Below are 24,335 nucleotides of genomic sequence, written 5' to 3' on the forward strand. Positions count from 1 at the left end.
CGGAACTTCCATCACAAGCGGGCCGAACGCATGGCAGAGGCGAGCATCACGCGAACCGAAACAAGCGTTTCATCTTCCCCATTTTTATGACAATCGGCATGAATCGAGCCGCATTTCGGGCATGTGCCGGCGATTCCGCTTTGCGTCGGAATGCGGCGCGATAATTTGCAGTTCTGTGATCGATCAAGCCGATGCACCTCGCTGGTGCGGACTCTTATAGGACTGCGCGGCTGGCCGCGCCGGCGATCGACCGCCCCCGTCGGGACTTGCCGTCCCTGCCCGCCGGTCACCTTTTCCAGTGCTGGAGGAATCATGTCTGCTTTGGCTTTGCGCTCGTTGGTCTTGTGTCTTATCGCGATGTCCGCCGGTTGCGTGGTATCGAAGGAAGAGTTTGATGCCGTGGTCGTCGAGCGCGACGAGCTTTCAAAGAAGCTCACCCAGACCGCATCGGAGCGCGACACCGCCCAGGCCAACGCCGGCAAGACCGCCGACGAACTGAAAAGGGCGACCGCCGACGGCGAACAGGCCAAAACCGAACTGGCTGGCACGAAGGAAAGGCTGTCGGTCAGCGAGGCCAAGGCGACCGACCTGGAGAAGGCGTTCAAGACGTCGCAGCAGACGATCTCGGAGCTGAACGCCGCCAGCCAGAGCGATGCCACCGCCATGAAGAAGACGCAGGACGACCTTGCCAAGGCCAAGGCCGATGCCACCCGGCTGTCGTCCGAACTGGAACAGGCCAAGGCCGCCGCCGACAGCGCCGACAAGGCGCTCAAGACCGCCGAAGCATCGAACAAGAAGCTCGTCGAAGAGATCGCCGTGCTGACAAAGCAGGCAAACGACAGCAAGACAGCGATCAGCGACGCCCAGGCAAAGGCGACCGCCAGCGCCCGGCAGCTCGAGACGGCCAAGTCGGCGCTGGACGCCGAGACGAAGAAGGTCGCATCGCTCGAAAAAGCCCACGCCGACGCCAGGAAGGAACTGACGACCGCGCAGCAGAAGATTTCCGACTTGGAGAAGAAGGCCGCCGACAAGACCAAGAACGCGCAGTCGGCGAAGAACGACAAGAAGACGACCGCCACCCCCGCGGAATAAGACTTCGGACGACCGACGTTCGATCAACGACAACGGGCGACCCGCCTTTACCGGCCGGTCGCCCGTTTCCTTTTGACGCGGCACGACATCTTTGCAGCGCCGCTCGGCGTCGGTCCGATAGTGCGTCCATGCGACGCTGTTTCGGCTGTACAGACTTCTCGAGCGAAGGCTTCGCGGTACTCTCGCGCGCCGCCGCCAAAAGTGCTTCAGCGCGGCTGCGAAACATGGGGGTGCTGCGGGTTTCCAACGACTGGCGTCGCCGGCTGAACGTCTGCGGCGGATGTCCGCTTCACAGCGTCGTTAACGGGGTGGCCCACTGCGGCAAACCGCTGCTGACACAAATCCGCCGACGCCCCGAGCAAGGCTGCGGCTGCCCGGTCGAAGCCAAGGCCAGGCGGCCCGGCGAGCACTGCCCGGTCACCGCATCGCACGCACCGAGCAGCAGCGACGGGGCGTGTGACTGCAAGTGGTGCACTGCGCAGCGATGATCCGATGCTGTAACGCCCTACATCCCCACACCCTACGCCCCACTCTTTCCTTCACCCACCCAGCAACGCCTCCACCGCCCGGGCCAGACTCGTCTCCGGATTGCCCGGCGGGGCGACACGTTTGGCCGCGCGTTTCGCATTCTCGCTGGCGTGGCTCATCGCGATGCCCAGCCCGGCCCAGCCGAGCATTGGCACGTCGTTGTTGCCGTCGCCGAACGCCAGGGTCTGTGCCTGCGCGATCCCATAGTGTTTGGCGACGGCGGCCAGGCCGGCGGCTTTGGTCGCGTCGGGGGACGTGTACTCCAGCAGGTGCGGATCGGTGATCGTCACGATCGCCCGGCCTTCGAACCGGGCCGTCATCGATTCGAACATCCCTGCCAGGCGGTCAGGCTCATCGCACCAAAGCACTTTCTCGACCACGTCCGCCGGCGATGGCGGCAGTCGATCGACGTACACCAGATCGCCGCCGGTGTCGCGCTTCAGCTTTTCCGTCCAGTCGGTGGGTGCCGCGGAGAACGCCCCGCCGGGCGTGAACATGACCAGCCCCACGCCCATCTGCCGGCCGAGTTCGACCGTCTCGCCGGCCAGTGTGCGATCCAGCGGGGCGTGATGGATCACGTCGTCCCGGCTGGCGTGGCGGGTGAGTGCACCCTGGGCGGAAATCACGAAATCGTCGATCCCTAGGCTCTGAGCGTACCGAAGCATGTTGCCGTGCCGCCGGCCCGACGCCAGCACCACACGGCAGCCCGCGTCGCGCAGACGGTCCACCGCCAGCCGGTTGGCGTCACCGATCGCCTTGTCGGGTCCGGCGAGCGTGTCATCAATATCAATCGCAGCAAGTCGATACGGGAAAGGGTCAGACATCTGAGCGAATGATAGTCGAAAAGTGGAGGAGTGACGTAGAGACGCAGAGACACACACCCGCTGCATCTTCAATCCAGCACCGGTTCAACACGGCTGGCGCGGCAGAAGAATCACCACGGAGCGGCTGTGTGCTTTTTCAAGTGAACGCTCCAGAAAAGTTATGACGCGAACTTCGAGTCCCAATGGGTCTTGTTCTTCACCATCTCGTTCAGGATGACCAGCAGCTTACGCATGCAGGCGGTCATCGCGACTTGGTAATGCTTGCCACGCCCGACAAGACCATCGAAGAAACGCCGGAACTTGTCGCAGCGTTGCCGGGCATTGAACGTCGCCATGTACAGGCAGTTTCGAACGTGATCCCGCCCCCCGCGGATATGCCGCTGGCCGCGTTGCGTGCCCGAGTCGCAGTTGAGCGGCGCCAGGCCGACGAGCTTGGCGATCTCCTGGCGGTTGAGTTTACCCAGCTCCGGCAGGCTGGAGACCAGCTGGTTAGCCGTTTCGGGCCCGATGCCGGGCACCGAGTCGATGATCTTCGACGTATTGTGCCAGTCGTCGTCGCCTTCGATCAGCTTGGCGATCGCGCGGTCCAGATCCTCGATCTGCTGGTTGACCAGCCGCAGCAGCTTCGTGGACTGGGTGGCCGCCAGCGTGGGCAGTTGTCCCTGGCCGCGGTTGCGTTCGGCGACCCGGACCTGCACCAGGCCGCGACGCCGGGAGACCAGGTCGGCCAGAACCGTCTGTTTCTCCGGCGTTTTGGCGGTAATCCGCGGGTTGAGCGCCCGTCCGAACGAGGCGATGACCTGGGCGTCGATCGCGTCGGTCTTCTCGAGCCTGCCGTCGGCGACGGCGAAGGCGCGGACGTTCTTGGGGTTGACGACCGAGACGTTGACGCCGGCCTGAAGCAACGCGGCGGCCGCGGCGCGGTGGTACCGGCCGGTGGACTCCAGGACAACCAGGCGAACCTTGTGCTGACGCAGCGTGGCGACGAGGCGTGCGACCCCCTCGTCGTTGTTGCTGACTCGCAGCCGCTGGGCGACGACATCAATGAAGACGTCGAGCTGATCCTTGGCGACGTCGATGCCGGCGACCGGCAACGAGACATCGGACACCGCGGCGGACGGAACGGCGTTGCTGTTGGCTTCGTGCTGCATGGTGGCTTCCCTGCCTTGCGAATACGAACTCCGCCGCCGGGGCGACGGGTTCAGTCGGCTGTTCGGGTTAGTCGCACGCGACGAACGACGATCAGGCTCCGTGACGACGTCCATGACGGCGTCTGGGCACGAACGATCTGTCGTCCGCCGCCGCTTCGCGGGCTTCTCGCTACGCTTCGAAGCCCGCGAAGCGGCATGCGGCATTGAACCATCAGACGGTACGGAATCCAACATACAAGGCACGGAGACACGGAGGGGTGCCCGGCGGCCTTAAAATGCCCGCAAGATCCGAAGGCCGGGCTTCTGTACTGAGCTTTCCCATATCAGTTAAAACGCGGAAGAGTCAAGTTGTCCTCCGTGTCTCCGTGCCTCCGTGGCGCTTTCGTTTTCCCCGGCGCACGACAGGTTGCACACGCCTCCGCATCGCTTCATCTCCCCACCTCTGTTTCTCTGCTATTATCCCCCGCCCATGGACCGCGTCCTCATTTTCGCCAACCCGATCGCCGGACGTGGTCTGGGCGAAGCGATCGCGTATCGCATCCGCGAAGGCCTCGCGGCCGGCGGTTATGACGCCCGCATGTGGCTCCTGCCGCCGACCGAGCTGACCGAAGACGACCTGCCGACCGGCGTCACCGCGGCGGTGGCGATCGGCGGCGATGGCACCGTGCGCGCCGTCGCCGAACGCCTGTACGTGCTGGCGACCGCCGCCGGCCGCGAAACCCCCCCGCTGCTGATCATTCCGCTGGGGACGGCCAACCTGATGGTGCGGCATCTGGGCATCGACTGGGACGACGACCACTTGGAATCGCAGGTCGTCAGCGCCATCCGCGACGGGCAGATCGTCTGGGTCGATGCCGCCCGCTGCAACGGGTCGCTCTTTCTGCTGATGGTCGGCGTCGGCTTCGACGCCGCCGTCGTCCACGAATTGAGCCGCGTCCGCCGCGGGCCCATCAGCTACGCCAGCTACGTTCTGCCGGCGGCGACGGTCGCGGCCAGCTACCGGTTCCCGCCCGTCCGCGTGGAGGTGGACGGCAAGATGGTCTTCGGCCCGGAAGACGGCGTCGTATTCGTCGGCAACGTGCGGGAGTACGGCACCGGCTTCCCCTTCCTGCCGCAGGCCCGCCCCGACGACGGATTGCTCGACATCTGCGCCATGCCCTGCTCGAACCTCCTCGACGCGGCCCGGCTGTTTCTGCTCGCCGCCGCCGGGGAACACATCCATGAGGAAGGCGTCGTCTACCTCAAGGGCAGGCGCGTCCGCATCGACAGCCCGCTGACCCCCGCAGGCGTCCCCGTCCAGATCGACGGCGACGCCGCCGGCCACACGCCCGTTGAGATCGACCTGATGCCCGTCCGCATGCGGCTGATCGTGCCGCGGTAGCCATTAAACCGTGACAAGTCACAACCCAAAGTGGACAATCCGGCGATGGACCTCCAGATCAACCCCGCGCGCCCGTTCGTCATCGCCGGCCCTTGTGTTATCGAGTCGGCCGAGCTTTGCCTGACGATCGCTTCCCACGTCAAAAGCGTCTGCGACAAGCTCGGCCTGACTTACATCTTCAAGGCGAGCTTCGACAAGGCGAACCGGTCGGCGAACGCGAGCTTTCGCGGGCCGGGACTGACCGACGGGCTTGTCGTGCTGGCGCGGATCAAGAAAGACCTCGGACTTCCGGTGCTTACCGACGTCCACGAGCCCGACCAGGTGCCGGTCGCGGCGAAGGTGGTGGACATCCTGCAGGTGCCGGCGTTTCTAGCGCGGCAGACCGATCTGCTGATGGCGTGCGGGCACACCTCGTGCTGGGTCAACATCAAGAAGGGGCAGTTCATGAGCCCCCAGGAGATGACCAACGCCGCCGACAAGGTTCGCGCCGCCGGCAACAGCCGCATCATGCTCACCGAGCGGGGCACGTTCTTCGGTTACAACCGGCTGGTGAACGATTTCACCGGGCTGGACGTGATGAAGAAGATCGGCTGCCCGGTCGTGTTCGACATCACGCACAGCACGCAGCAGCCGGCCGGGCTGGGCAGCTCGTCAGGCGGAAACCCGCAGTATTCCCCTCTGCTGGCCCGCGCCGCGATCGCCGCCGGCGTGGACGGCCTGTTCCTCGAGTGCCACCCCGATCCCAGGAACGCCAAGAGCGACGCGGCGACCATGCTCGGCCTGGACGCGGTCGAGCCGCTGCTGAAGTCGTGCGTGCAGATCGCGGAGTTGCGCAAGCAGTGGGAGCAGTGATGGTCCGGGGGGCTGGCCCAAGAACACTCGCTGCACTCCAAGCCTGCCACGCATCACGCTGGAGGCGGAATCAAGATTATCCTCGGTGGCACCTCGGTCCCCGGCGGGCTTGGCCGCCACTCCGCAACGTCACGATACAACTTGGCGAGAGCCGACTCGAACTGACGCCGGTCAAACGACACCGGTTCCACGGCGGCGACGATCCGCCGGCCATGACGCCACGTGGAGAAGTTGGAGAATGTTATCGTCTCGGCGTTGGCGACGACGTCGGCACTGACGCCGCTGCATGCGAAATGCCCGCAGCCGCAAGCGAGCATGATGGCGTTTTGCACGCCGTCCTGCCGGGCGGCGTCGCCCAGAACCGTGTCTTTGATCTGGTAGTCGCCGCCGAACCAGGGAAGTACGTCGTCAAACCCCTCATCGCCAAGGTCGGCCATGATTCGCGCGCCGAGATCTTCCCCGTCGACGTGAAACTCAACGAACACCTCCCCGCAGCCTTCCCTAATCTTTAGAACCAGTGTGGCCACAGGGACCTCTGCGTGAGCGAACCGCACGTTCTACCCGACCGGGCTACACGGGCAAGCGTACTTGCCCATGCCACACGACGGTCGTCTTGCCCGTGCGTCGTCGGGGCTGTTGCGGCAGAAACGAACGTGACAGATTCTTCTTGAACGCCAAACCTACACCCGTACAATATACGAACATTCTAACGCCAACGACGCGGGTGGTCAACTCCGAAATATCGGGTGCTCGCGTCCGGCGGGTCGGTCATTCGCCGCGGCTTCCCGGCCGCGAAAGGGGTCTTTATGGAATCCGTGGAAACGAACCTGGGCGCGCCTGTTGGCGTTGCGGTCATGGATAGCCCGGTGGATCCGGACGTCGGCAACCTGCCACCGGCGTCGCCGGTCGGTGCCGGGGACAACACGGCTTGCGCCGACAACAACCCGGCTAGCGCAGACGGCAACGCGGCTACTGCCGATGGCAACGCGGATGGTGCCAACAGCAACGAGACCGCCGCGGCGCGTCGCTCGCGGGCCGAGCAGTCGCGCATCAACGGGGCCAGGTCGCGAGGGCCGACCACCGATGCGGGTAAGTCCGTCGCGGCGCAGAACGCCTGGAAACATGGGCTGCGCGCCCGGGGCCAGTTGCTCCCTGATGAAGACCCCGCGGTGTTCGACGCGTTCGTCGCCTCCTTTCGCGACGACCTCGGCGCCGTCGGGCCGTGCCAGGTCATCCTCGCCGAGCGCGTCGCGGAAATGGCGTGGAAGCTCCAGCGGATGCCCGTCGTCCGGTCGGCGGTGCTCTGCTCGCGGCGCGACAAGCAGCATGCTGCCGACGGCGGTTTCGGCGGAATGGATACGCTCGGCGATGTGATCGCCGAGCTGCGAATGGCCGACGCCAACGGCGGAATCGTCATGCTGCTGCAACGCTACGAATCGCAGATCGAGCGGTCGATGCAGGCGGCGCTGCGCGAGTTGCGAATCCTGCAGGGCGGGACGCGCAACAGCCGGGCGGTGGAACGGCAACGAGATTCGACGGCAGCCGTGGCTGCGGAGGTGCCGGCGGGTGGAATGCCCGATGATCGCAGAATGCCCGACGGGGGCGGAATGCCTGATGTAGCGCCGGCGGTAGCAGGGGTGACCGAGCATGCGCCGGCAACCATCCGAGCCGGCGAACCGGCAATCGCCGGTGACGACTGTCGGTCGGCTGCCGATTCTCGGGTTCGTTCGGCGAAGTCGGCTCGGGTTCGTTCGGCGGAATCGGATGAAACCCCGACGAGAACCGTCGCACCAGCGTCCTTGGTCATCGCTGGAGGTGTGGCGGGCGCGAACCTGACTTCTTCCACCGGGGCGGCGACTTTCCACCCCGACGACCTTTTGCCGGCGGATGGCATTTCTCGGGTTCGTTTGGCGGAAGGATTGCGCGGTCGGATCGCTCCGGATCGGTGCGACCACTACGGCAGGGGACGCTCCGCTCCGCGTCGCGGCTAACCCCGTGATCGTATTGCTAACCGGTTGCTTGTGGTGCAAACCGTTTGCTCAAGGTGCAGCGATGCGCGCTTCCGGACCGGTTAGCCGCGACGCGCAGCAGAGCGCGTGGGAACGTCGGACTTCGGGACGGGGAACCGAGCCGGAGCGTCCGGAGCATCGGTGGTCCCGAGATGCGCGTACGGAATGACTGGCGTCTGCGGAGGTTACTTCTGACGGAAGACGATGCGACCCTTGGTCAGGTCGTACGGCGAGAGCTCGACCTTGACGCGGTCGCCGGGAAGGATGCGGATGAAATGCTTGCGCATTTTGCCCGAGACGATGCCGAGGATTTCCTGCTCGGAACCGTCCAATTTGAGCTTGAACATCGCGTTGGGCAACGCGAGGGTGATTGTGCCTTCGACTTCAATAGGCTCAGACTTAGCCATGACCTGCTCCGCTTTTGGGGCGCCGCCGGGTGGCTCACGCCCTCCATTTGCTGTCGCCTGGGTAGACCCATCATAGTACGCTTCCCGAGGGATGGGTACAAGGACGGCGAATCGGCGAAGCCCGAGACGGGTGCGACACATTCCGCGCGGTCGAAAGAGGGATCACCACGAAGTGCATCATGAGGCCTCGGGCCTCACACCGAGATGATGAAAAGTGACGCCGATACCCAACAGGCCCGAAGGGTCGAGATTTGGCCTTCCCCACGTTTGGTGGGCGCTCACTGGGCAGGATACCCTCCTGCCGAAGGAGCTGGCCATGCGTCGTAGGAAGTTCACTCGTGAGTTCAAGCTGGGTGCCGTCAAGCTGGTGCACCAGCAGGGCCGATCGGTAATGCAGGCGGCTAAGGACCTCGGCGTCGATCCCAAGTGCATCCGCGAATGGATCGAGAAGTACACGGCCGATCCCGACTCGGCCTCGCCGGCGGCGATGGCCAAAGAGCTGCAGCAGCTGCGCACCGAAAACGCGCGTTTGCGAATGGAGCGTGAGATCCTAAAAAAAGCGACGGCGTTCTTTGCCAGCCAGCAGGAGTGAGGTTCGCCTTCATTGCCAGCACGCTCGACGACTATCCGCTGGCAGCGTGTTGCCGGGTGTTGTCGGTCACGCGCTCGGGCTTCTACGCCTGGAGGTGTCGTGCCGACAGCGAGCGACAGCGTCGGCGTCAGGAACTGCTCGTGCGGATCCGCGACGTGCACGAGGCCAACCGCCAGGTGTACGGCAGCCCGCGGATCTACCAGGTGCTCAAAAGCGAGGGGCAAAGCGTGTGTGAGAACACGGTCGCTGCCATCATGAAGCAGGCGCAGATCCGAGCCAAAGGTCGGCGTCGTTTCGTGCCGCGTACGACCGACAGCGGGCACGGGCAGCCGGTGGCGACGAACGTACTGGACCGGCAGTTCGCCGCCGAGGGTCCGGACCGCAAGTGGGTGGCGGACATCACCTACATCGAAACCGCTGAGGGCTGGCTTTACCTGGCGGGCGTGCTGGATCTGTACTCGCGGAAGATCGTCGGCTGGTCGATGACGCAGCACATGCGTACGGAGCTGGTGGCCGAGGCGTTGCAGATGGCGATCGCGCAGCGGCAGCCTTGCAAGGGCCTGCTGCACCATAGCGACCGAGGAGTACAGTACGCGTCGGAGGACTACCAGCATTTGTTACAATCGCACGGGATGGTGGTGAGCATGAGCGATCCGGGCGAGTGCTGGGACAATGCGACGATGGAGAGCTTCTGGAGCACGCTCAAGAGCGAGCTGATGGAAGGGACGAGGTATGCGACGCGGGCGGAGGCCCGGCAGTCGATCTTTGAGTACATCGAGGTGTTCTACAATCGAAAGCGGCTGCATAGCACGTTAGGCTATCAGAGCCCCGAATCGTTCGAGGCGAGCCGCAGTTAACCCAACCCGCGCCCACCAAACGTGGGGAAGGCCAATTCTATAGCCCAGGGCAACGCCCTGGGTTTGCTGGGCCGAGTGGTCAAAGGCCTGAAGGGCCGGAGTATCGAACGGCGTATCGCGGCCCTTCAGGCCTTAAGCGCATGGGCGTCTAGTCGTCCCAGGGCGTTGCCCTGGGCTATAGGATTACGGCCCGTTGGGCCTGCGTACCCGGCCGTCGAGCGCTATGTTCGGAGCAGGCACGGAGACGCGGAGGGCAACTCGAAGCGTCGGCGTTTTATCTCAGACGGAATCAGACTCGATGTGCATCGAAGCGCGGATTGTCAGCCTCTTGTCGCGGAGACACCCTGGGTCGCCGGATGCCCCTCCGTGTCTCCGGGCCTCCGTGGCGGCTTCTCTGCCGGATCCGATATCGAACGACTGCGCGCAAAAATGGAGGAGGCGGACCCACGACCGCCTCCTCCGGCACAACGCACTAAGGATTGTTGCAATAAGTTGTGTTCAGGCGCGGCGATCAGGCGGCGCTGGGAAGGTTTTCGAACTCGACCGCCACCCGGTAGCCAAGGGCGGCCGGCTCGCAGCGGACGACCCGGCCTCGGGCGCCCCAGCCGGACTGAAGCCCGGACGGCGGAAAGGTGACGGCGATCAGCTCGCCGGGGAAAAGAGCCGTGTCACTGAGGGCCGACAGCCCACCGGCCGACACGTCTCGCACCGCCAAGGCCAGCATCGGCTGGCGACGGGCGGGAATGGAGTGATCCAGGCGTTTGCCGGAGATGGTGATGTGCATCTCACGGCGAGGGAAGACGCGTCGCTCGCGGGCCTGACGGGCCAGCTCGACCTCGTCATCGCGAACCAGCCGCATGATCGGTCTGTAAACATCCGCCGACTTCTGCTTGAGCGCGACCATTCTTGCTCCCGTACGTGGACATGGGCGGTTTCGGATCGGCTTGGCTCCACGAAGAAGGCGCTGTTGCCCGTGCGGCCGACTTTGTGGATGCTCGCAGGTGTTGTCGACGTTGCCCGTCGTCGGACACCCGGGAAGCTCAAACTGCCGATCGTCGATCCCGTCCCGCGGCCGGCCCGTTGCCAACCGCTTTTTTCCGCTGCCCCATTTAGGGCACGCCCAAACCATCGGACGACTTGACATGGGGGTTTACGGCGATTCGGTCGGGTTGAGTCGGTGGATCACGGTCGATCGGGGCAAGGGAAGACGGAGGTTACCGGAGGACTTGCTTATCGGGCGGGGCTGTCAATACTGCCGCCGCCGCTGTTTCGGGCCGCCCCGGCAATTTGGCCCTACAGTCGATGCCAATTGACAACTTCCGACCCTTGGTTTGGCGTGAAGAAGACCTCATACTCCGGACGTTGCAATCGCGAAAGTATGTCCATACCTATGGTTATGGCCACTTGGAAGCACCGCGTTTTGATGTGAGTTCGGTTACCGCACGGATTGTCCCCCTATGTCGCACCTTTCTCCTGGAATCGTCTATCTCGTCGGGGCTGGTCCTGGCGATGTCGGGCTTATCACCGTCCGCGGGCGCGACCTGCTCGAGCAGGCGGATGTCGTCGTCTACGACTATCTGTCCAACCCGCTGCTGCTCGGCCACGCGCCGCAGGCCCGGGCGATCTACGTGGGCAAGAAAGCGGCACAGCATTCCATGACGCAGGACGAGATCAACGCCCTGCTCGTCCGCGAAGGACTGGCCGGCCACAAAGTGGTGCGGCTGAAAGGGGGCGATCCGTTTGTCTTCGGGCGCGGCGGGGAAGAGTGCGAGGCGCTGCACAACGCCGGCGTGCCGTTCGAAGTGGTTCCCGGCATCACCGCCGCCATCGCCGCGCCGGCGTATGCGGGCATTCCGGTCACGCATCGCGACTTCAACTCCAGCTTCACCTTCATCACCGGCCACGAGAAGGAAGAACAATATAAGGAAGACGAAGCCCGCACCCGCGAAGGCGGCGCGGCGAGCGATGTCGATTGGCCGAGCCTGGCGAAGCTGCCTTGCCTGGCGTTTTACATGGGCGTGAAATCGCTGCCGCGGATTTGCCAGCGGCTGATCGAAAACGGCATGCCGCCGGACATGCCCGCGGCGACGATCCGCTGGGGCACCCATCCGAAACAGCGGACGGTCGTCGGCACGATCGCCGACCTGCCGCAGAAGATCGCCGAGGCCAAGCTCGGCCCGCCGGCGATGACGATCATCGGCCGGGTGGTTTCGCTCCGCCCGGTCATGAACTGGTTCGAGAGCCGTCCGCTTTTCGGGCAGACGGTGGTCGTCACGCGGACGCGGCAGCAGGCGAGCGATCTTTCGAAGCAACTGTCGGCGCTGGGCGCGAACGTGCTGGAAGCGCCGACGATCGAACTCGCTCCGCCGGCCGACCTGATTCCTGTGGACGCGGCCCTGAAGTCGATCGGCACGTACGACTGGACGGTGTTCACCAGCGCCAATGGCGTGCGATATGTGAAGCAGCGACTGCTAGAGATCGGCCTGGACGCCCGCGCGTTCGGCAGATCGAAGCTTGCCGCGATCGGCGACGCGACGGCGGCAGCGATTCGGGAAGAGCTGTCACTGAAGGTCGATCTGTGTCCGCAGGCGTTCGTCGCCGAGGCGCTGGCCGACGCGCTGCGCGACGCCAATGAAGTAAAGGGTAAACGCCACCTGCTGCTGCGGGCCGACATCGCCCGGCCGGTGTTGCGGCAACGGCTGTCGGCGGACGGGTCGCTGGAAGTCAGCGACGTCGCCGTCTACGAAACCCGACCCGCCGCCGCCCTGCCGCCGACGCTCATCGACGCGCTCGCCGCCGGCGATGTGCAGTGGGTGACCTTCACCAGCAGCAGCACGGCGAAGAACTTCGTGGCGTTACTGGGCGATGACTACAAGGCAAAGCTGGCCGGCGTGAAGATCGCCAGCATCGGCCCGATCACGACCGCAACACTGAAAGACCTCGGACTGGAACCGACGGTGCAGGCGGAGACGTTTAACTTGCAGGGGCTGCTATCGGCCCTCAAGTAGGGCGGGCACTGCCCGCCGAAGAGACCGTTCCATGACCTTCGGCAAGGAGGAATGGTGGTGCCGGGCATGCCTTCCGGCGGACAGTGCCCGCCCTGCACGCGCTCTACGCTGCGAAGACTTCGCTGGCGTAAACAAGACCCTGTCGGTGCGCGTCGATCGCGGACATCGTCGCCGGCGAGCCTTTTTCGATCGCCTGCTCCAGCACCAGGTGAGGGCTGACGTCCATCGACTTGAGCGTCGCGTGCAGTCGCTTGTAATCGATATCCCCGGGGCCGAACGCCTCGGACCAGATGCCGTTCTTTGACTGACGGATGTGCAGTTCCACCACGCGTTTGCCATAGAGCTTGACGGCATCGAACAGCGCGACCTGCGAGTTACCCGAACCACGGTAAATCCAATGCGCATCGAGACAGAACTTGACCAACTCCGGATCGGTGCCGGCGAGCATGTGGTGAAACTCGCGGGCGGCGTTTCGCAGCTCGATGTCGTGGTTGTGATACGCGAGCACCATGCCACGCTCGCGCAGTGCCGTGCCGAGCTTGTCGAGGGACTTGGCCTGATGGATCAGTTGATCGTCGGACTTGTTTTCCGGCCCGCCCCAGCGAATCGGCGCGGGATTGGTGACGATGATGCGGCACCCATGAGGCTTGGCGGCGTCGGCGATCGCGAGCGCTTCGCGAATGCTGGCGTCGCTTTGCGCCGGGTCGTTCAGGGTGCTGTTGACGTAAAGCGAACGCAACGCCAGCTTGCTGGACGCCATCAACGCCGCCAGGTTTGTCGGCGCGCCGGTCGATTCGATGCCTTCGAACCCCGCCTTGGCGACGTCCGCCCAGAGGTCGGCCGAAGCACCGTCGAAGGGCTTGCCGTCGCGCTTGGCGAACGTGCTCCAGGGGTAGAGGTTGGTCGCGAAATGTGCCGCAGGCGCCCGCACCGCAGCCGATGCCAGCCGGGACGACGCAGGCGCGGCCAGCAGTACGGCGGACAGGGCAAGAAAGTTGCGACGATTCATGGGGTGTCCCGAAGCTGCAACAAGCCTGATGGGCAACCACGCCGGCGACAAACGCCGACGCTCGATCCCGGGAACGCGGACGTCCAGCTTAACACGAACCATGCTACCAGCGGAGCCGGGACTTCGCGTTTCCACGACGCCCGACGTCCGGCCCCTCGCCCCATCCCTCTCCCCCGCGTACGGGGGAGAGGGGGCAGATTACTTCTTGAAGTACACCTTCACTTCGCTCTCGGCGAGGGTGTCTTTCAGGACGCCGCCTTCGACTTTGACGTCGAAGTCATGGACGTGTTCGTGCCAGTCGCCGTCTTCGAGGCCGCAACCGCCGATGACGACTTCGCCGGCGTGGGTGTCGCGCAGGTTGATGACGACGAGGATCACGTTGCCGGCTTCGTTCCAGCGCTTGTACGCCAGCAGTTGCCGCTCCTGATCCTTCAGCACGACTTCCATGTTGTCGGTCATCATGCCGGGATGATTGCGACGGAGCTTGACCAGGCCGGCGGTATACCGGAGCAGGTCGGCGTTGTTCTCGTTCTGCAGGAGCGTCCAGTCGAGCGGGCGCGGGTCGAGGCTCTTCTCGTTGGACTGCCCGAACTCCTGGCCCATAAAGAGCATCGGCAAGCCCGGGATCGTCAGCAGGATTCCGGCCGCGAGCTTCATGCGACGAAACGCGGCGGCATCGAAGATCTTGCCCTGCTCGCCGATGATGCGCATGAGACGCACCTGGTCGTGCGAACTGGCGTAGTTGACGGTGCGCGATCCGCTGCCGTAGCCGTTTGTCTTAGGGTCGATCTTGCGGGCGAGTTCCTCGACGTCGAACGGCTTTGCGCCGTCGCGCTCGATGCCGGCGGCGTTGGCCTGCAGCACCTTGGCGAGCGACTCGTGCCACGCCGCGTGCATCGGCCCGCCGTTGGGGTAGCCGGTGATCGCCGGGTCCTCGGCGATGTGCTCGCAGATGTTGATGAAGTGCTTCAGGCCGCCGACTTCCTTCAGGCCGGTCTCGGCGAGTTCGCGCATGACGTCGAAATGGGCGATCGCGCGGGTGGCATCGAAGCGGATGCCGTCGATGTGGAACCACTGCACCATGCGCCGGATCGACTCGAGCGCGTACTTGCGTGCGGGGAACAACTCCAGGTGCGGGTCCCAGTGCATGTAGTTGTACTTGGGGCCCCAGTCCATCTCCGGCGGATCGGGGTTCGGATGGTAGAACCAGTACTGGTAATCAATCTTGGCGAGCGGACAGTCGGCGTCGGCGTGGTTATAGACGCCGTCCATCACGACGCGCATGCCACGGGCGTGACATTCGTCGATGAACTTGCAGAAGTCGGCCGCCGAGCCGTAGGTGTTTTCGATCGCGAACAGGCTGCGGAGGTTGTAGCCCCAGCTTTTACCCGGGAATTCCTTGACGGGCATCAGTTCGACGCAGTTGATGCCGAGATCGACCAGGTGGTCGAGCTTTTCGATCGCGTCGAGAAACTTGCCCTTCTCCCACTTGTCGCCGACCTTCTTGCCCAGGTTGCGGGTGAAGTCGCCGATGTGCATCTCGTAGATGACAAGCTGGTCGTTGGGCGGAAGCGGAACGTCGTCGTGCTGCCACACATACTCGAACTCATTACGGCGACCGTCTTTGACGTGCAGGATCGAGTTCTCCTGGCCGTCGTCGGTGACGCTGATGCAGTAGGGGTCGAAGACATCAAGGTCCTGACCGACCGCGAAATAGCTGTTGGACTTGACGCGGAACTTGTAGCGGTAGTCGCCGTCTTCAAGCGCGATCCGATGCCGCCACCAGCCGTACTTGTCCTTGGCGAGCGGGATGGGCTTGAAGTCGTTCCAACTCCCCAGGAGAGAGCAGGATTCGTTGTAGGGAGCGAAGAGACCGAGTTCGATACCGTCCTCGGCGGGACGGGAAGTGGGGTTTGCCTTGCGGGCCATAGATAAGACTCCGCTGGGGAGGGTCGGATGCTTCAAAGTGAAGCGTCCCCAGCGGTGGCATCATTGGAGTGGCGTTCTGATGGAAGAATGAGACGGGGATGAAATCAGATTTAAGCAGTCTTCTCTTCCGACCCTTCGGACGACGCGATTGAACGCGACGGTGAAACGAGTCGCCCCGGAATCGACGGGGTGTCGTTCCGGGGCGAGCTTAACTTCGATGAGCTGCTATCCGAAGTCGTTGTCGAACGATGAACGCTCAGGCGAGCGTGCGGCTGCGGCGGCGAAGCAAAAGGCCAACCACGAGCGACGCCGTGACGGCGAGCGTGCCCGGTTCGGGAACCGGAGTGGTCGCCGGGATGACACTGACGGCCGCTTCAACGTTGCCGGGACCGGTCCACTGCAGGCCGCTGGCGGCGCTGGTGTCCTGGAGCAGGTTGAAGAAGTTACCCGAGGTGACGCGTGCCGTGATGGAGCCGGTGCCGCCGGAGTAGGAACCGTCGGCAAGAAGCACGGGATTGGCGAAGGTGGAGGTGGTGCCGCCAATGGGGGCGTAGCTCCCTGCGGCGCGCCCCACGCCCAGGACGACGAAGGCATCCTGGGCCGGATCGTTGCCGCCGGCGTAAGCCGTCTTCTGACCCGCGGCCAGACCGGCCACAGAGCCACCGGCCAAAGTACCGTTGCTGGGGAACTGAACGAAGCCGTAGCTCGAAAGGAAGTCGTTGGTATCGAGAAGACCCGTCGGCATGCGGCGCGCCCGCGTTGTGATGGACGTGCCGCCGTTACCTAGGATATCGATCGAGAAGCTCGAGATGCCCGCGACCTGACCACCCAGGGCACCCGCGATGGAGTTCGGGTTGCTGATCGTTCCGAACACGGCATAAGTGCCGGCGGAGGCAGACGTCGGGTTGACGACGACCGAGAGCGTTACGTCAGCGGCACGCGCCACATTCGACCCGACCAGCGACGCGCCGAGCGCGACGGCAAACAAAACGGTCAACTTACGCATAAATCCCACTCCAGTAGGTAGAAACTTGCAATGCTTACGTAGCCCAGCCAGAGAAATCACCGGCAGGCCGAGGCCGGGAACCGGCCCGCCGGTGACTGATCTCAGTTAGCGACGACGACGGCGACCCAGCAGCCCGAGGCCGGCGATACCGGCGACACACAGCGAGGTCGGCTCGGGAACCGCGGCCGCTTCGAATGCCTGCATGTAGGCCCACTGGTCGGGCGTGAATCCGACCGCGCCGGCACCGATGTTCTGGCCGAACTTCGCTTCCAAAAGCTGGTAGTCGGTGAAGTTCACCAGCCCGTTAGAATCGAAGTCGCCTTCGAGCCACTTGCCGGCCTGACCGAACTTGGCTTCCAGCCGCTGGAAGTCGGAGAAGTCAACCTTGCCGTCGAAGTTGGCGTCGCCGTCGAGCAGACCGGCGTTGCCAAGGGCATCGCGAACAAGCTTGAAGTCGCCGGTGTTGGTGATGTCGCCGGTGTCGTTCAGCTCGACGTCCACCAGGCTGATGGGGACGCGGTTGATCAGGTCGTTTGACGAAGACTTCGGATCGAGCGGGTTACCGAAGTCGTCGACGAACGCGGTGAGCTGGCCGGTCGCCGAAACCCTGGCGACGGCGTCGAGCTGGTTGTCGAGGTTGCGGTAGTCCTTGGTGACGAAGTTGTCGACGAGCTGGGCATCCAGCTTGCTGACCTTGCCGTCGCGGTTGACGTCGAACTTGTTGAACGCGTTGGTGCCGTTGGCGTCGTCGAAGGTGTAGGTCTGAACGAGCGTGGGGCCGGAACCGGTGGTGCTGAGCACCGTCGAGCCGCCCGGCGCCGCGGTGCCGGTGGGAGTCGTCACCTTCGCGATGGCCTGCTGCTTCTGGAGAGTGCTCGCCGCAAGACCGCCGCTATTGAGCTGGTCCAGGGCGGCGTTCTTACGGAGCACGCCGCTGCGGACCTTGTCGCCGAAGGCAGCCGCTCCACCGCTGAGGGTGGTCGAGGATGTGTTATCGGCCAGCGCCGTGCCGCGGGCCATGCGGCGCAGGTCTTCGCCGTCGAAGTCGCCGTCGGAATCGAAGTCGCCCATGACGATCAGGTCGCCCTTCGACGCTGTGAAGCCCAGGGCGGCGGGTGTCGTCTGAAGGTTGACGCCGGCAGACCCGTCCAGAAGCGTGCCGTTGTTGGCGTTCAATGTCGTGCCGGTCGAGAACATTGAGTTCCCGAGGCCGCTGGCTCCCAGGGCGCTCTGAGCCAGGCGGGCGTGATTCAGATCGCTGAAGTCGCGAACGCCGCTGGAATTGACGGCTGTCTTGTTGAAGTCGCCGAAAAGGTAGTTGTTCGAAGTAATCGCGATCTGACCGGTGCCCGTTCGCGAACCATAGAAGCTCGAGCTACCGGCGGTCACCGTTGAAGGCTTGTTGGTGCCGTTGCCGGTATCGACATCAACCTGCTTACCCAGCGCGCCAGTGATGTTGCCGCCTACAGCAAACCTCGACGTCAGATTGGCATCGCCGAGGAACGCTGTCGTGAGCGCCTCTTGCTGGGGCGTCTGGCTGTTCACGGTCACGGCACCGCCGTCAACATCCTTCTCTGCCCGCATGAGCTGCGGGATGATGAAGCTGGTGCGGATCAACTGGTCGGCAGGCGTTTCATCGGTTGACTGCGGGAACTGAGCCACCGAGTTGGTGATATTGTCGCGGAAGTCGCGAACGTCGTTGCCGCTGTTGTCACCCAGGATGCCCGTCTCGGCATCGGTCCGCGCCGACCAGGTAGCCACGGAGTCGCCAGTGAAGGATGCGCCGGGCTTCTTCACCGTGACATACGTCTGATTCTGAAACAGGGGATACGTGCCGTTGACGATGTTTTCGGCACCGGCCCGCACGAAGGTCGGGCTCGCGACCGAATCGTCGACGTTCGCAATATCCAGCCCGCGAAGCGGAGCGTTTGAACCATTGTTTGTCGAGCCGATCGCGTCCGAGATGCTCAGGTGGCCGAGCGACATACGGCTGTTCTGAATCGTCGGACGCAGGGCGCTTCCGCCGGACAGCTTTCCGGAGAACTTGATGCCAGGGCCAATCAGGTTTTCTGCCGAGCTCGTGGACCCATTGTTACCGTTGTCCAGCTCGCCCATTGCAAAGGACGGGTCCAAGCCAAGGTTCAATGCCGCCACGTTACGGGTGCCGGAGTTGGCGTCACGGGTTGCGACGTTGAAGTCGGCACCGTTCTTGAGCCGCCCGACAGCCTGGAGCCATTGACCATCGGTTCGATTGATGCGTTCGAGCCCGGTACCCGGGTTAGCCGCGATAAGCGTCGCCGTGATGGCAATGGTGGTGTTATGCAGATTGCCGACGCCTGCAGTGTTCCAAGGCCCGGCAGTGTGGTTTGCGGCACCATCGACATTGAGGGGGCTGTTGCTCGACGGGCCGGTGCGCAAGTTGCGCATCGACGTCGTCATGTTCAGCTCCTCCTGATCCTCCAGCGCCTGCCGCGCGCCGGCGATACCTACGCCGCTGATCTTCAGAGCGTTTGAGCCCAACGCAGGATTGCCTTTGCCGAAGCCGTCCATGCCCGGGGCCTTGCTGAACGCTCCGTTGGCGCCGCTCTTCGAGAAGCCCTGCCGGGCATTCACGTCCGAGATCGCCATTTGAATGGCGTTCTGGCCGCCATTGGGATTCACACCAATGCCGTCGCGGTTATCGAAGACCGCCAAACCGCTCGTCGCACCGGCAGTGGCATAGAACTCGTTGAGAACGTGGCCATTGGTCGCCGTGGCCGACTGCGGACGATTGACGGCAGAAGCCGCACTCCACTGCGTGGTATTGATCCAGACCGGCGTAAATCCGGTTCCGCTGGGGTTGCGATTGGTCGCAGTGACGCTGCCGAGCACGCCGATCTGATCGTTGACAAGTTCCAGAATACCTTCGACCGAACCCTGCTCATGCCATTCGAAACGGATTGCACTGTGCTGCTGGATGGGCTGAGCAGTTTGCGGCCAAGGACCGTTGATTTCCGGATTGCCCGTCCCGGTCTTATAGAAATCGCCCTGGGTGAAGTTGGGGCTGGCGAGCTGGAACTGCGTGCCAACCTGGTCGTCCACGGAGTAGAGCACCGGGGCGCGGGTCTGGAGGTGAACGGGAGCGGCCGGATTCACGATCGCGCCATTGTTAAACGACAGTGGCGACCCCGGCGTCAGGAACGTGATGCCCGACGACACGGTAAAGTTTCTCATCGCGGTCGATCCGCTCAACGAGATGGTCACCGCCGGGTTGTGGGAGCCGCCGGAGTCGTTCATGCCGGGGAACGTCGCTACCGGCGTCTTGGAGTTGGTCGAGCTACCGGCCCTAACCCAGGACGGCATGACGGCGATCGCCGCCAGCGCCGCTGCGACAACAACACGATTGCATTTTCCCTGATCAGCCACTTGATCTCCTCTCCTTTGATTACAACATGGCGCGCCGAACCCTTCGGTCGGCGCGACAATGCACGTCCGGAATCAGTGAACTACTCCAACGAATAGACTGCTTTGCCCCACTGGAACGGGTTCAACGTATCCCTTATGTGTTTGGTTTCTACGTGCCCATCTACATAGAGGAAGTTAGTGCTCTTCACGTTCCAGTCCCCCTGCTTGTTCTGCTTCCCATGGTTCCGCCCAACCCAGTCAAGTCGAGTGCGCGAGGAACCGCCCGCCTTGGGGTCGGGGTCCAACTGCGTTTCAGATACAGGCGTATAGACGCTGGTCGTGGCAGGTCGGAATGGATCATCGCCTACGGAAGAAAGATCCAGGGTACCGCCCTTGCTGACAAAACCGTGCACGGGTCGATGGCTCTTACAAACCGTATCGGTGTCGTTGGATCGGCCAGTATCGGCGACGATTCGCCAATCATGATTCCATTCGGTTGCGAGAATCACATTCGATGAGTCTTTGATCTTTCCCGCATTCACGTACCGATATGGCCGAGCAGCACCCTGAAAGCCGATGACCCACTTGTTTCGGGGCATGATGGCTTCGTTCACTGTGAACGCGCAGCGCGGTGCCTGCTGATCGACAACGCCAGCGTTATCTGCAGCCTGACCGGGATCGAAGTTGCCTGGCTCCGGGTTCGTTGGCGGCAACCCGCCCTGCTCAAATGACGGACAGGTAAACGCCTCAGCCGCAACCCCTTTTCCAGCCTTGGTCTGCCCATACAGATAGCTGGACCAGTGGACATACCCGTTCACCGCGGCTGCCGGCGTCTGCGTGTTGCCTACGATTTTCTGCCCTTCATAGATGTACGCCGGCGGGAAAATCTGCTTGTTCTCAGCGAGATAAATGGCCAGGCCGTTGCCGATGTTGCGCAAATTTGACGCACACTTGATCGTGCGGGCCTGCTCCTGCGCCGCCGACAATGATGGCAGCAGAATGCCTATCAAAACTGCGATAATTCCAATAACAACCAGAAGTTCGACGAGTGTGAACGCTTGCCGTCTTGGCATTTGGACCCGTTGCATAGAAACTCCCCATGCGGCAGCCACGCTTCATGCGCGAACCGTCACACAGCTTAGGAATACACTAAATAATGATTGAGAAGCACCAGATCACTCCAACGTCCCACACACGCTGAAGGACTGGATTAGTTGAACGTACAAAGTTCAATAACACTCAGTCCGCCCGGACTGAGCGACTACTCGATTGGCATCCTACCGACTGGCGCACGCAGGATTATTGCTACCTCCGTAAGATTCAGACAAAACAGCACTAGTTTTGCGCTATGAAAGCGAGGGCTCATGTTGTGAAGATACTGGCTCTGACGCTCTCTTGTGATACGTGCTACATCGCAACTGACGCGCGAGGCTTTCTGGCGCTTCGTCGCTTCATGAACTCCTAACGCAGTCTTCGATAAGCAGTCGCAAGGACCGCGTGCACTCGGCGCGCACACTCGCCCTCTTCGACTTCACACGCCTCGATGAAGTTCGGCGGCACCTCGGGGCGAGGATCGCTTGAGCGTTCGAGCGGTCGACGATCGCCCTAAACATGTTCGTTCCATACCTGATTGATCCGGCGACAGCATCTCGCCGTGGGACAGTTGTGAAGTGATCGCGTGCGTTGCCGGTGGCCGCGATATCGGTCGTTGCGCGCGAGGACAGGCTCAAGGTGATTCGCTACCAGATTGTCGTGCAAAGCTGGCGCCTGGCGGCCCAGCCGCACCAAGTGAAAGGCAGACGAAGCGAGAGTTCGCGCTGCCACGACACCTGAAGCATTGGCGGCGTGCTGCTGCAGGTCGTCTCGGTCATTCGAGGGTCTGCAAGCGAGGCGCTCGAAAGAGACTTTTATCGAGGCGGGATGAGCTTGTCGGAAGTGAGTAGTGCGTGAACTCGGCTGCGGCCTGGCCGCGGGATCTTCATCCGTAGTTCGATCACTGCCGATGCGTGTTCCCAATGCGAGGCCGCTCGGCAGCCTCCAGCAAGATCTTCCCGTGGGGAGGCTGGGTCATCGCGGCGAGCATTCCAAAAAAAACCGCCCGGTCCGACAGAGGTGAACGTCGGACCGGGCGGAGTTGTATCGTGATGCCGATGCTTCGCGAGGAACGCATGGCCGTCTGGTTCACGGCCGAGCGACGTCGGGATCGAAGTACGACACACACGCAGGGGCAGCGCGCCGCCGGGTGCTCATTCCGGCGTGACCGCCAATAACGTCGTGGGGAAAAAATCTTGGGACGAGTGGGTCCCGAAACTAATGTTAGAGAAACCGATCAGGTATCTGATTCGCGCAAACGCGAGGATCAGAGGTGCCGATCAGCGGTTATTCCGCGAACGCCGGCTCGCGGGATTCGACCTGCGAGAAGACGTCGGCGAGGACTTGATCCAGCTGGCGTTCGGCGTTGCGGATGTCGTACGAAGCGACGCCGGTAACGCGGTGTGCGACCAAACGACCGAGACCGCCGGGCTTGCCCAGGGCGTCATGAAGCTTGGCATTGATGAGGTTCTCGATCGCCTTGCGAAGCGATTCGGCTTGCTCTGAAGCCATGGAGATACTCCTTGCGCCGAGAGACGCAGTTTGAGACTTCGGTTGAGAATCCCGGAGGCGACAGAGGATCGACCGGTCGGCTAACAAAACCGAGGCGGAAGCCTGGCGTCGGAAAACCCAACACTCGGATATAGGAGGATCGAAACGCTTGAGGGGGAGCGTTGATCCCTTTCACATGCCTGCGGAGTTAGCTGACGGGCTGGGAGTTGAAAGGTCTCCCTCGGTTGCTGCCGAGATCCATCCGGTGGAAGGGTCTCCGACACAGGTTCCGATTAGCCCCTGCCGGTTCGCGAACTGCCTTGCGGCAATTCCAACCGACTCAACGACTCTCTTTAATTGCGAGGCTTGCTCGCCAGAGGATCGCTGTGGGTTCTCCGTGTGGCCCATTGTGATTGGGCTCACTTCGGCGGTAACGTCGGACAGAGTTTACCCCATGGGTGACACCGGTCAAGCATTGTTTTCCATCCCCTTCCAAAATCTGACCAAAATGCACCCCGATCGTCCACCTAAGTCCATGCGACAGAAACAATTAAGAAAATTTCATGTTTTCGACGCAGAACCCGTCTTCTGTGCATCAAAGGACAGTAGGATCAACGGAACGTTGCTCAGGAGGCTGCCTTGACCGCCGAATCCCAAAACCTCGACCCCGCCGCGGGCCAGCATGTCATGCAGTGCATGGAGGTGTGGGGAGGAAACCAGGTGTTCGACAGCAGCCTGGCGTTGCCCGGCCTTGACGCCTGGGTCTACAGTCGCCCCTATGCCCAGGCGGCGGTGGGTGGCGACGTCTACTACGTTTCGTCCTGCGCCACCGGTCGCATCACCCGGCTGCTGGTCGCCGATGTCACCGGCCACGGCAAAGCCGTCGGCGATCTGGCCGTCGGACTGCGCACGCTGATGCGGCGATTCGTCAATTACATTGATCAGGGCCGGTTTGTCCGCGAAATGAACGGACAGTTCGCGGAGCTGTCGAGGCGGGGTAATTTCGCGACGGCGGTCGTGACGACGTTCTTCGGCCCCACCCGCAAGCTGTCGATCTGCAATGCCGGACATCCGCCGCCCCTCATCTATCGGGCCGCAACCGGGCGATGGAGCTTCCTGGAAAACTCGGCGCGCGACGACGACCCCAACCCCGCCAACCTTCCGCTAGGCATCCTCGAACTCTCTGATTACGACGTGTTTGATACCGACCTCGACGTCGGCGACCTCGTCGTGTGCTACACCGATTCGCTGCCCGAATCGTTCGACGAAGAGGGCAAGATGCTCGGTCAGGCGGGGCTTCTCCGGGAAGTCGCGGAAGTCCCGGTCGGGGAGCCAGCGACGCTCGTCGGCCGCATTCTCGAGCACATCCGCTCGCTTTACGCGAGCAACCTCGACGGGGACGACGTCACGGTGCTGCTGTTTCGTCCGAACGGCACCGCCAATTCGACGCCGCTGTCCGAACGCCTGCTCGCGCCGTTCCGGATCGCCAAGGCGATGGTGCGATCGATCACCCACAAGGACGAGCCGATCCCCTGGCCGGAAGTCAGCGTCGCGAACGTGGGCGGTGCGGTTATCCCTTCTTTGAGCAAGCCCGGGGCAACTTCTGACCCAACCCAGTCAACCACTTGACCGGCTTTTCGCTGCTTGGGACGCCGTCAGGGTGCAACTGGGGTGCGACCGCCAGGCAGGCGGCCCGCGAGAATCGCGGAGAATCCGGACCGGG

20 protein-coding genes and 1 riboswitch are annotated in these 24,335 nt (G+C 63.1%); of the genes, 8 read left to right on the forward strand and 12 right to left on the reverse strand.

The features are described from left to right. Positions 1 to 11: 11 nt before the first annotated feature. A complete protein-coding gene (locus tag IPV69_RS13440; protein WP_206290191.1) occupies positions 12 to 314 on the reverse strand; it encodes a hypothetical protein in 303 nt (100 codons plus the stop codon). On the opposite strand from IPV69_RS13440, the gene IPV69_RS13445 reads away from it, so the two are divergent. Both IPV69_RS13445 and IPV69_RS13450 read left to right on the forward strand, forming a co-directional pair. Beyond that, a complete protein-coding gene (locus tag IPV69_RS13445) occupies positions 313 to 1,092 on the forward strand; it encodes a coiled-coil domain-containing protein (protein ID WP_206290192.1) in 780 nt (259 codons plus the stop codon). The genes IPV69_RS13440 and IPV69_RS13445 overlap by 2 nt on opposite strands. A 128-nt stretch (positions 1,093 to 1,220) precedes the next feature. Continuing rightward, positions 1,221 to 1,580 (forward strand): hypothetical protein, encoded by a 360-nt coding sequence (locus IPV69_RS13450; protein ID WP_206290193.1) that lies wholly within the window; start codon positions 1,221 to 1,223, stop codon positions 1,578 to 1,580. A 51-nt stretch (positions 1,581 to 1,631) separates the two neighbouring features. Here IPV69_RS13450 and IPV69_RS13455 read toward each other — a convergent pair whose 3' ends face one another. After that, positions 1,632 to 2,444, reverse strand: a complete 813-nt coding sequence (locus IPV69_RS13455; RefSeq protein ID WP_206290194.1) for a Cof-type HAD-IIB family hydrolase — start codon at positions 2,442 to 2,444, stop codon at positions 1,632 to 1,634. A gap of 158 nt (positions 2,445 to 2,602) precedes the next feature. Next, on the reverse strand, positions 2,603 to 3,595 hold the full coding sequence (locus IPV69_RS13460; RefSeq protein ID WP_206290195.1) for an IS110 family RNA-guided transposase: 993 nt from the start codon (positions 3,593 to 3,595) through the stop codon (positions 2,603 to 2,605). Between the two features lie 469 nt (positions 3,596 to 4,064). Here IPV69_RS13460 and IPV69_RS13465 point away from each other — a divergent pair, with 469 nt between their 5' ends. Further along, positions 4,065 to 4,976: a diacylglycerol/lipid kinase family protein gene (locus tag IPV69_RS13465; protein ID WP_206290196.1), complete on the forward strand. Its 912-nt coding sequence runs from the start codon at positions 4,065 to 4,067 to the stop codon at positions 4,974 to 4,976. A 45-nt stretch (positions 4,977 to 5,021) separates the two neighbouring features. Then, positions 5,022 to 5,828 (forward strand): 3-deoxy-8-phosphooctulonate synthase, encoded by an 807-nt coding sequence (kdsA, locus tag IPV69_RS13470; protein ID WP_206290197.1) that lies wholly within the window; start codon positions 5,022 to 5,024, stop codon positions 5,826 to 5,828. A 53-nt stretch (positions 5,829 to 5,881) separates the two neighbouring features. Here the strand turns inward: kdsA and IPV69_RS13475 are convergent, their stop codons facing one another. Further along, positions 5,882 to 6,355: a hypothetical protein gene (locus IPV69_RS13475; RefSeq protein WP_206290198.1), complete on the reverse strand. Its 474-nt coding sequence runs from the start codon at positions 6,353 to 6,355 to the stop codon at positions 5,882 to 5,884. A gap of 279 nt (positions 6,356 to 6,634) precedes the next feature. On the opposite strand from IPV69_RS13475, the gene IPV69_RS13480 reads away from it, so the two are divergent. Beyond that, positions 6,635 to 7,819 carry a hypothetical protein gene (locus tag IPV69_RS13480; RefSeq protein ID WP_206290199.1) on the forward strand — a complete coding sequence of 395 codons (1,185 nt, stop codon included), beginning with the start codon at positions 6,635 to 6,637 and terminating at the stop codon, positions 7,817 to 7,819. Positions 7,820 to 8,022: 203 nt separating this feature from the next. Here IPV69_RS13480 and infA read toward each other — a convergent pair whose 3' ends face one another. Next, complete coding sequence (infA, locus tag IPV69_RS13485; RefSeq protein WP_206290200.1) at positions 8,023 to 8,244, reverse strand: translation initiation factor IF-1; 222 nt, start codon at positions 8,242 to 8,244, stop codon at positions 8,023 to 8,025. Positions 8,245 to 8,554: 310 nt separating this feature from the next. Between infA and IPV69_RS13490 the strand changes: the two genes are divergently transcribed. Next, positions 8,555 to 9,693, forward strand: a protein-coding gene (locus IPV69_RS13490) for an IS3 family transposase (protein ID WP_390884410.1) whose coding sequence is annotated in 2 segments (ribosomal slippage) — positions 8,555 to 8,813 and positions 8,813 to 9,693 — 1,140 coding nt in all. Because the reading frame shifts where the segments join, the coding sequence is not laid out codon by codon here. A gap of 511 nt (positions 9,694 to 10,204) precedes the next feature. Here IPV69_RS13490 and IPV69_RS13495 read toward each other — a convergent pair. Further along, on the reverse strand, positions 10,205 to 10,597 hold the full coding sequence (locus tag IPV69_RS13495; protein WP_206290202.1) for a PilZ domain-containing protein: 393 nt from the start codon (positions 10,595 to 10,597) through the stop codon (positions 10,205 to 10,207). Positions 10,598 to 11,150: 553 nt separating this feature from the next. Here IPV69_RS13495 and cobA point away from each other — a divergent pair. Then, positions 11,151 to 12,701, forward strand: a complete 1,551-nt coding sequence (cobA, locus tag IPV69_RS13500; RefSeq protein WP_206290203.1) for a uroporphyrinogen-III C-methyltransferase — start codon at positions 11,151 to 11,153, stop codon at positions 12,699 to 12,701. 103 nt (positions 12,702 to 12,804) lie between these two features. Here cobA and IPV69_RS13505 read toward each other — a convergent pair whose 3' ends face one another. The 6 genes from IPV69_RS13505 to IPV69_RS13530 all read right to left on the reverse strand — a co-directional run bounded on the left by IPV69_RS13505 (position 12,805) and on the right by IPV69_RS13530 (position 22,633). Beyond that, entirely contained in the window at positions 12,805 to 13,710 is a 906-nt protein-coding gene (locus IPV69_RS13505; protein WP_206290204.1) for a sugar phosphate isomerase/epimerase family protein, read from the reverse strand. A 198-nt stretch (positions 13,711 to 13,908) separates the two neighbouring features. After that, the gene (locus tag IPV69_RS13510; RefSeq protein WP_206290205.1) at positions 13,909 to 15,639 is read right to left on the reverse strand and encodes an alpha-amylase family glycosyl hydrolase; all 1,731 of its coding nucleotides are present in this window, start codon (positions 15,637 to 15,639) and stop codon (positions 13,909 to 13,911) included. Positions 15,640 to 15,895: 256 nt separating this feature from the next. Further along, positions 15,896 to 16,645, reverse strand: a complete 750-nt coding sequence (locus tag IPV69_RS13515; protein ID WP_206290206.1) for a PEP-CTERM sorting domain-containing protein — start codon at positions 16,643 to 16,645, stop codon at positions 15,896 to 15,898. 105 nt (positions 16,646 to 16,750) lie between these two features. Then, a complete protein-coding gene (locus tag IPV69_RS13520; protein WP_206290207.1) occupies positions 16,751 to 20,050 on the reverse strand; it encodes a PEP-CTERM sorting domain-containing protein in 3,300 nt (1,099 codons plus the stop codon). Between the two features lie 80 nt (positions 20,051 to 20,130). Beyond that, positions 20,131 to 21,117, reverse strand: a complete 987-nt coding sequence (locus IPV69_RS13525; RefSeq protein ID WP_206290208.1) for a type II secretion system protein — start codon at positions 21,115 to 21,117, stop codon at positions 20,131 to 20,133. A 1,291-nt stretch (positions 21,118 to 22,408) separates the two neighbouring features. After that, entirely contained in the window at positions 22,409 to 22,633 is a 225-nt protein-coding gene (locus IPV69_RS13530) for a hypothetical protein (protein WP_206290209.1), read from the reverse strand. Positions 22,634 to 22,794: 161 nt separating this feature from the next. Then, positions 22,795 to 22,921, reverse strand: a riboswitch (cyclic di-AMP (ydaO/yuaA leader). 330 nt (positions 22,922 to 23,251) lie between these two features. Here IPV69_RS13530 and IPV69_RS13535 point away from each other — a divergent pair. Beyond that, the gene (locus IPV69_RS13535) at positions 23,252 to 24,241 is read left to right on the forward strand and encodes a PP2C family protein-serine/threonine phosphatase (RefSeq protein ID WP_206290210.1); all 990 of its coding nucleotides are present in this window, start codon (positions 23,252 to 23,254) and stop codon (positions 24,239 to 24,241) included. Positions 24,242 to 24,335: the final 94 nt, after the last annotated feature.

The organism is Humisphaera borealis, assembly GCF_015169395.1.
Classification (GTDB): domain Bacteria; phylum Planctomycetota; class Phycisphaerae; order Tepidisphaerales; family Tepidisphaeraceae; genus Humisphaera; species Humisphaera borealis.

What these genes read in the sequence shown, in the direction of transcription:
- IPV69_RS13445 (WP_206290192.1), top strand. Translation starts at nt 313, where the DNA reads ATGTCTGCTTTGGCTTTGCGCTCGTTGGTCTTGTGTCTTATCGCGATG.
- IPV69_RS13440 (WP_206290191.1), bottom strand. Translation starts at nt 314, where the DNA reads ATGATTCCTCCAGCACTGGAAAAGGTGACCGGCGGGCAGGGACGGCAA.
- IPV69_RS13450 (WP_206290193.1), top strand. Translation starts at nt 1,221, where the DNA reads ATGCGACGCTGTTTCGGCTGTACAGACTTCTCGAGCGAAGGCTTCGCG.
- IPV69_RS13455 (WP_206290194.1), bottom strand. Translation starts at nt 2,444, where the DNA reads ATGTCTGACCCTTTCCCGTATCGACTTGCTGCGATTGATATTGATGAC.
- IPV69_RS13460 (WP_206290195.1), bottom strand. Translation starts at nt 3,595, where the DNA reads ATGCAGCACGAAGCCAACAGCAACGCCGTTCCGTCCGCCGCGGTGTCC.
- IPV69_RS13465 (WP_206290196.1), top strand. Translation starts at nt 4,065, where the DNA reads ATGGACCGCGTCCTCATTTTCGCCAACCCGATCGCCGGACGTGGTCTG.
- kdsA (WP_206290197.1), top strand. Translation starts at nt 5,022, where the DNA reads ATGGACCTCCAGATCAACCCCGCGCGCCCGTTCGTCATCGCCGGCCCT.
- IPV69_RS13480 (WP_206290199.1), top strand. Translation starts at nt 6,635, where the DNA reads ATGGAATCCGTGGAAACGAACCTGGGCGCGCCTGTTGGCGTTGCGGTC.
- infA (WP_206290200.1), bottom strand. Translation starts at nt 8,244, where the DNA reads ATGGCTAAGTCTGAGCCTATTGAAGTCGAAGGCACAATCACCCTCGCG.
- IPV69_RS13495 (WP_206290202.1), bottom strand. Translation starts at nt 10,597, where the DNA reads ATGGTCGCGCTCAAGCAGAAGTCGGCGGATGTTTACAGACCGATCATG.
- cobA (WP_206290203.1), top strand. Translation starts at nt 11,151, where the DNA reads ATGTCGCACCTTTCTCCTGGAATCGTCTATCTCGTCGGGGCTGGTCCT.
- IPV69_RS13505 (WP_206290204.1), bottom strand. Translation starts at nt 13,710, where the DNA reads ATGAATCGTCGCAACTTTCTTGCCCTGTCCGCCGTACTGCTGGCCGCG.
- IPV69_RS13510 (WP_206290205.1), bottom strand. Translation starts at nt 15,639, where the DNA reads ATGGCCCGCAAGGCAAACCCCACTTCCCGTCCCGCCGAGGACGGTATC.
- IPV69_RS13515 (WP_206290206.1), bottom strand. Translation starts at nt 16,645, where the DNA reads ATGCGTAAGTTGACCGTTTTGTTTGCCGTCGCGCTCGGCGCGTCGCTG.
- IPV69_RS13525 (WP_206290208.1), bottom strand. Translation starts at nt 21,117, where the DNA reads ATGCAACGGGTCCAAATGCCAAGACGGCAAGCGTTCACACTCGTCGAA.
- IPV69_RS13530 (WP_206290209.1), bottom strand. Translation starts at nt 22,633, where the DNA reads ATGGCTTCAGAGCAAGCCGAATCGCTTCGCAAGGCGATCGAGAACCTC.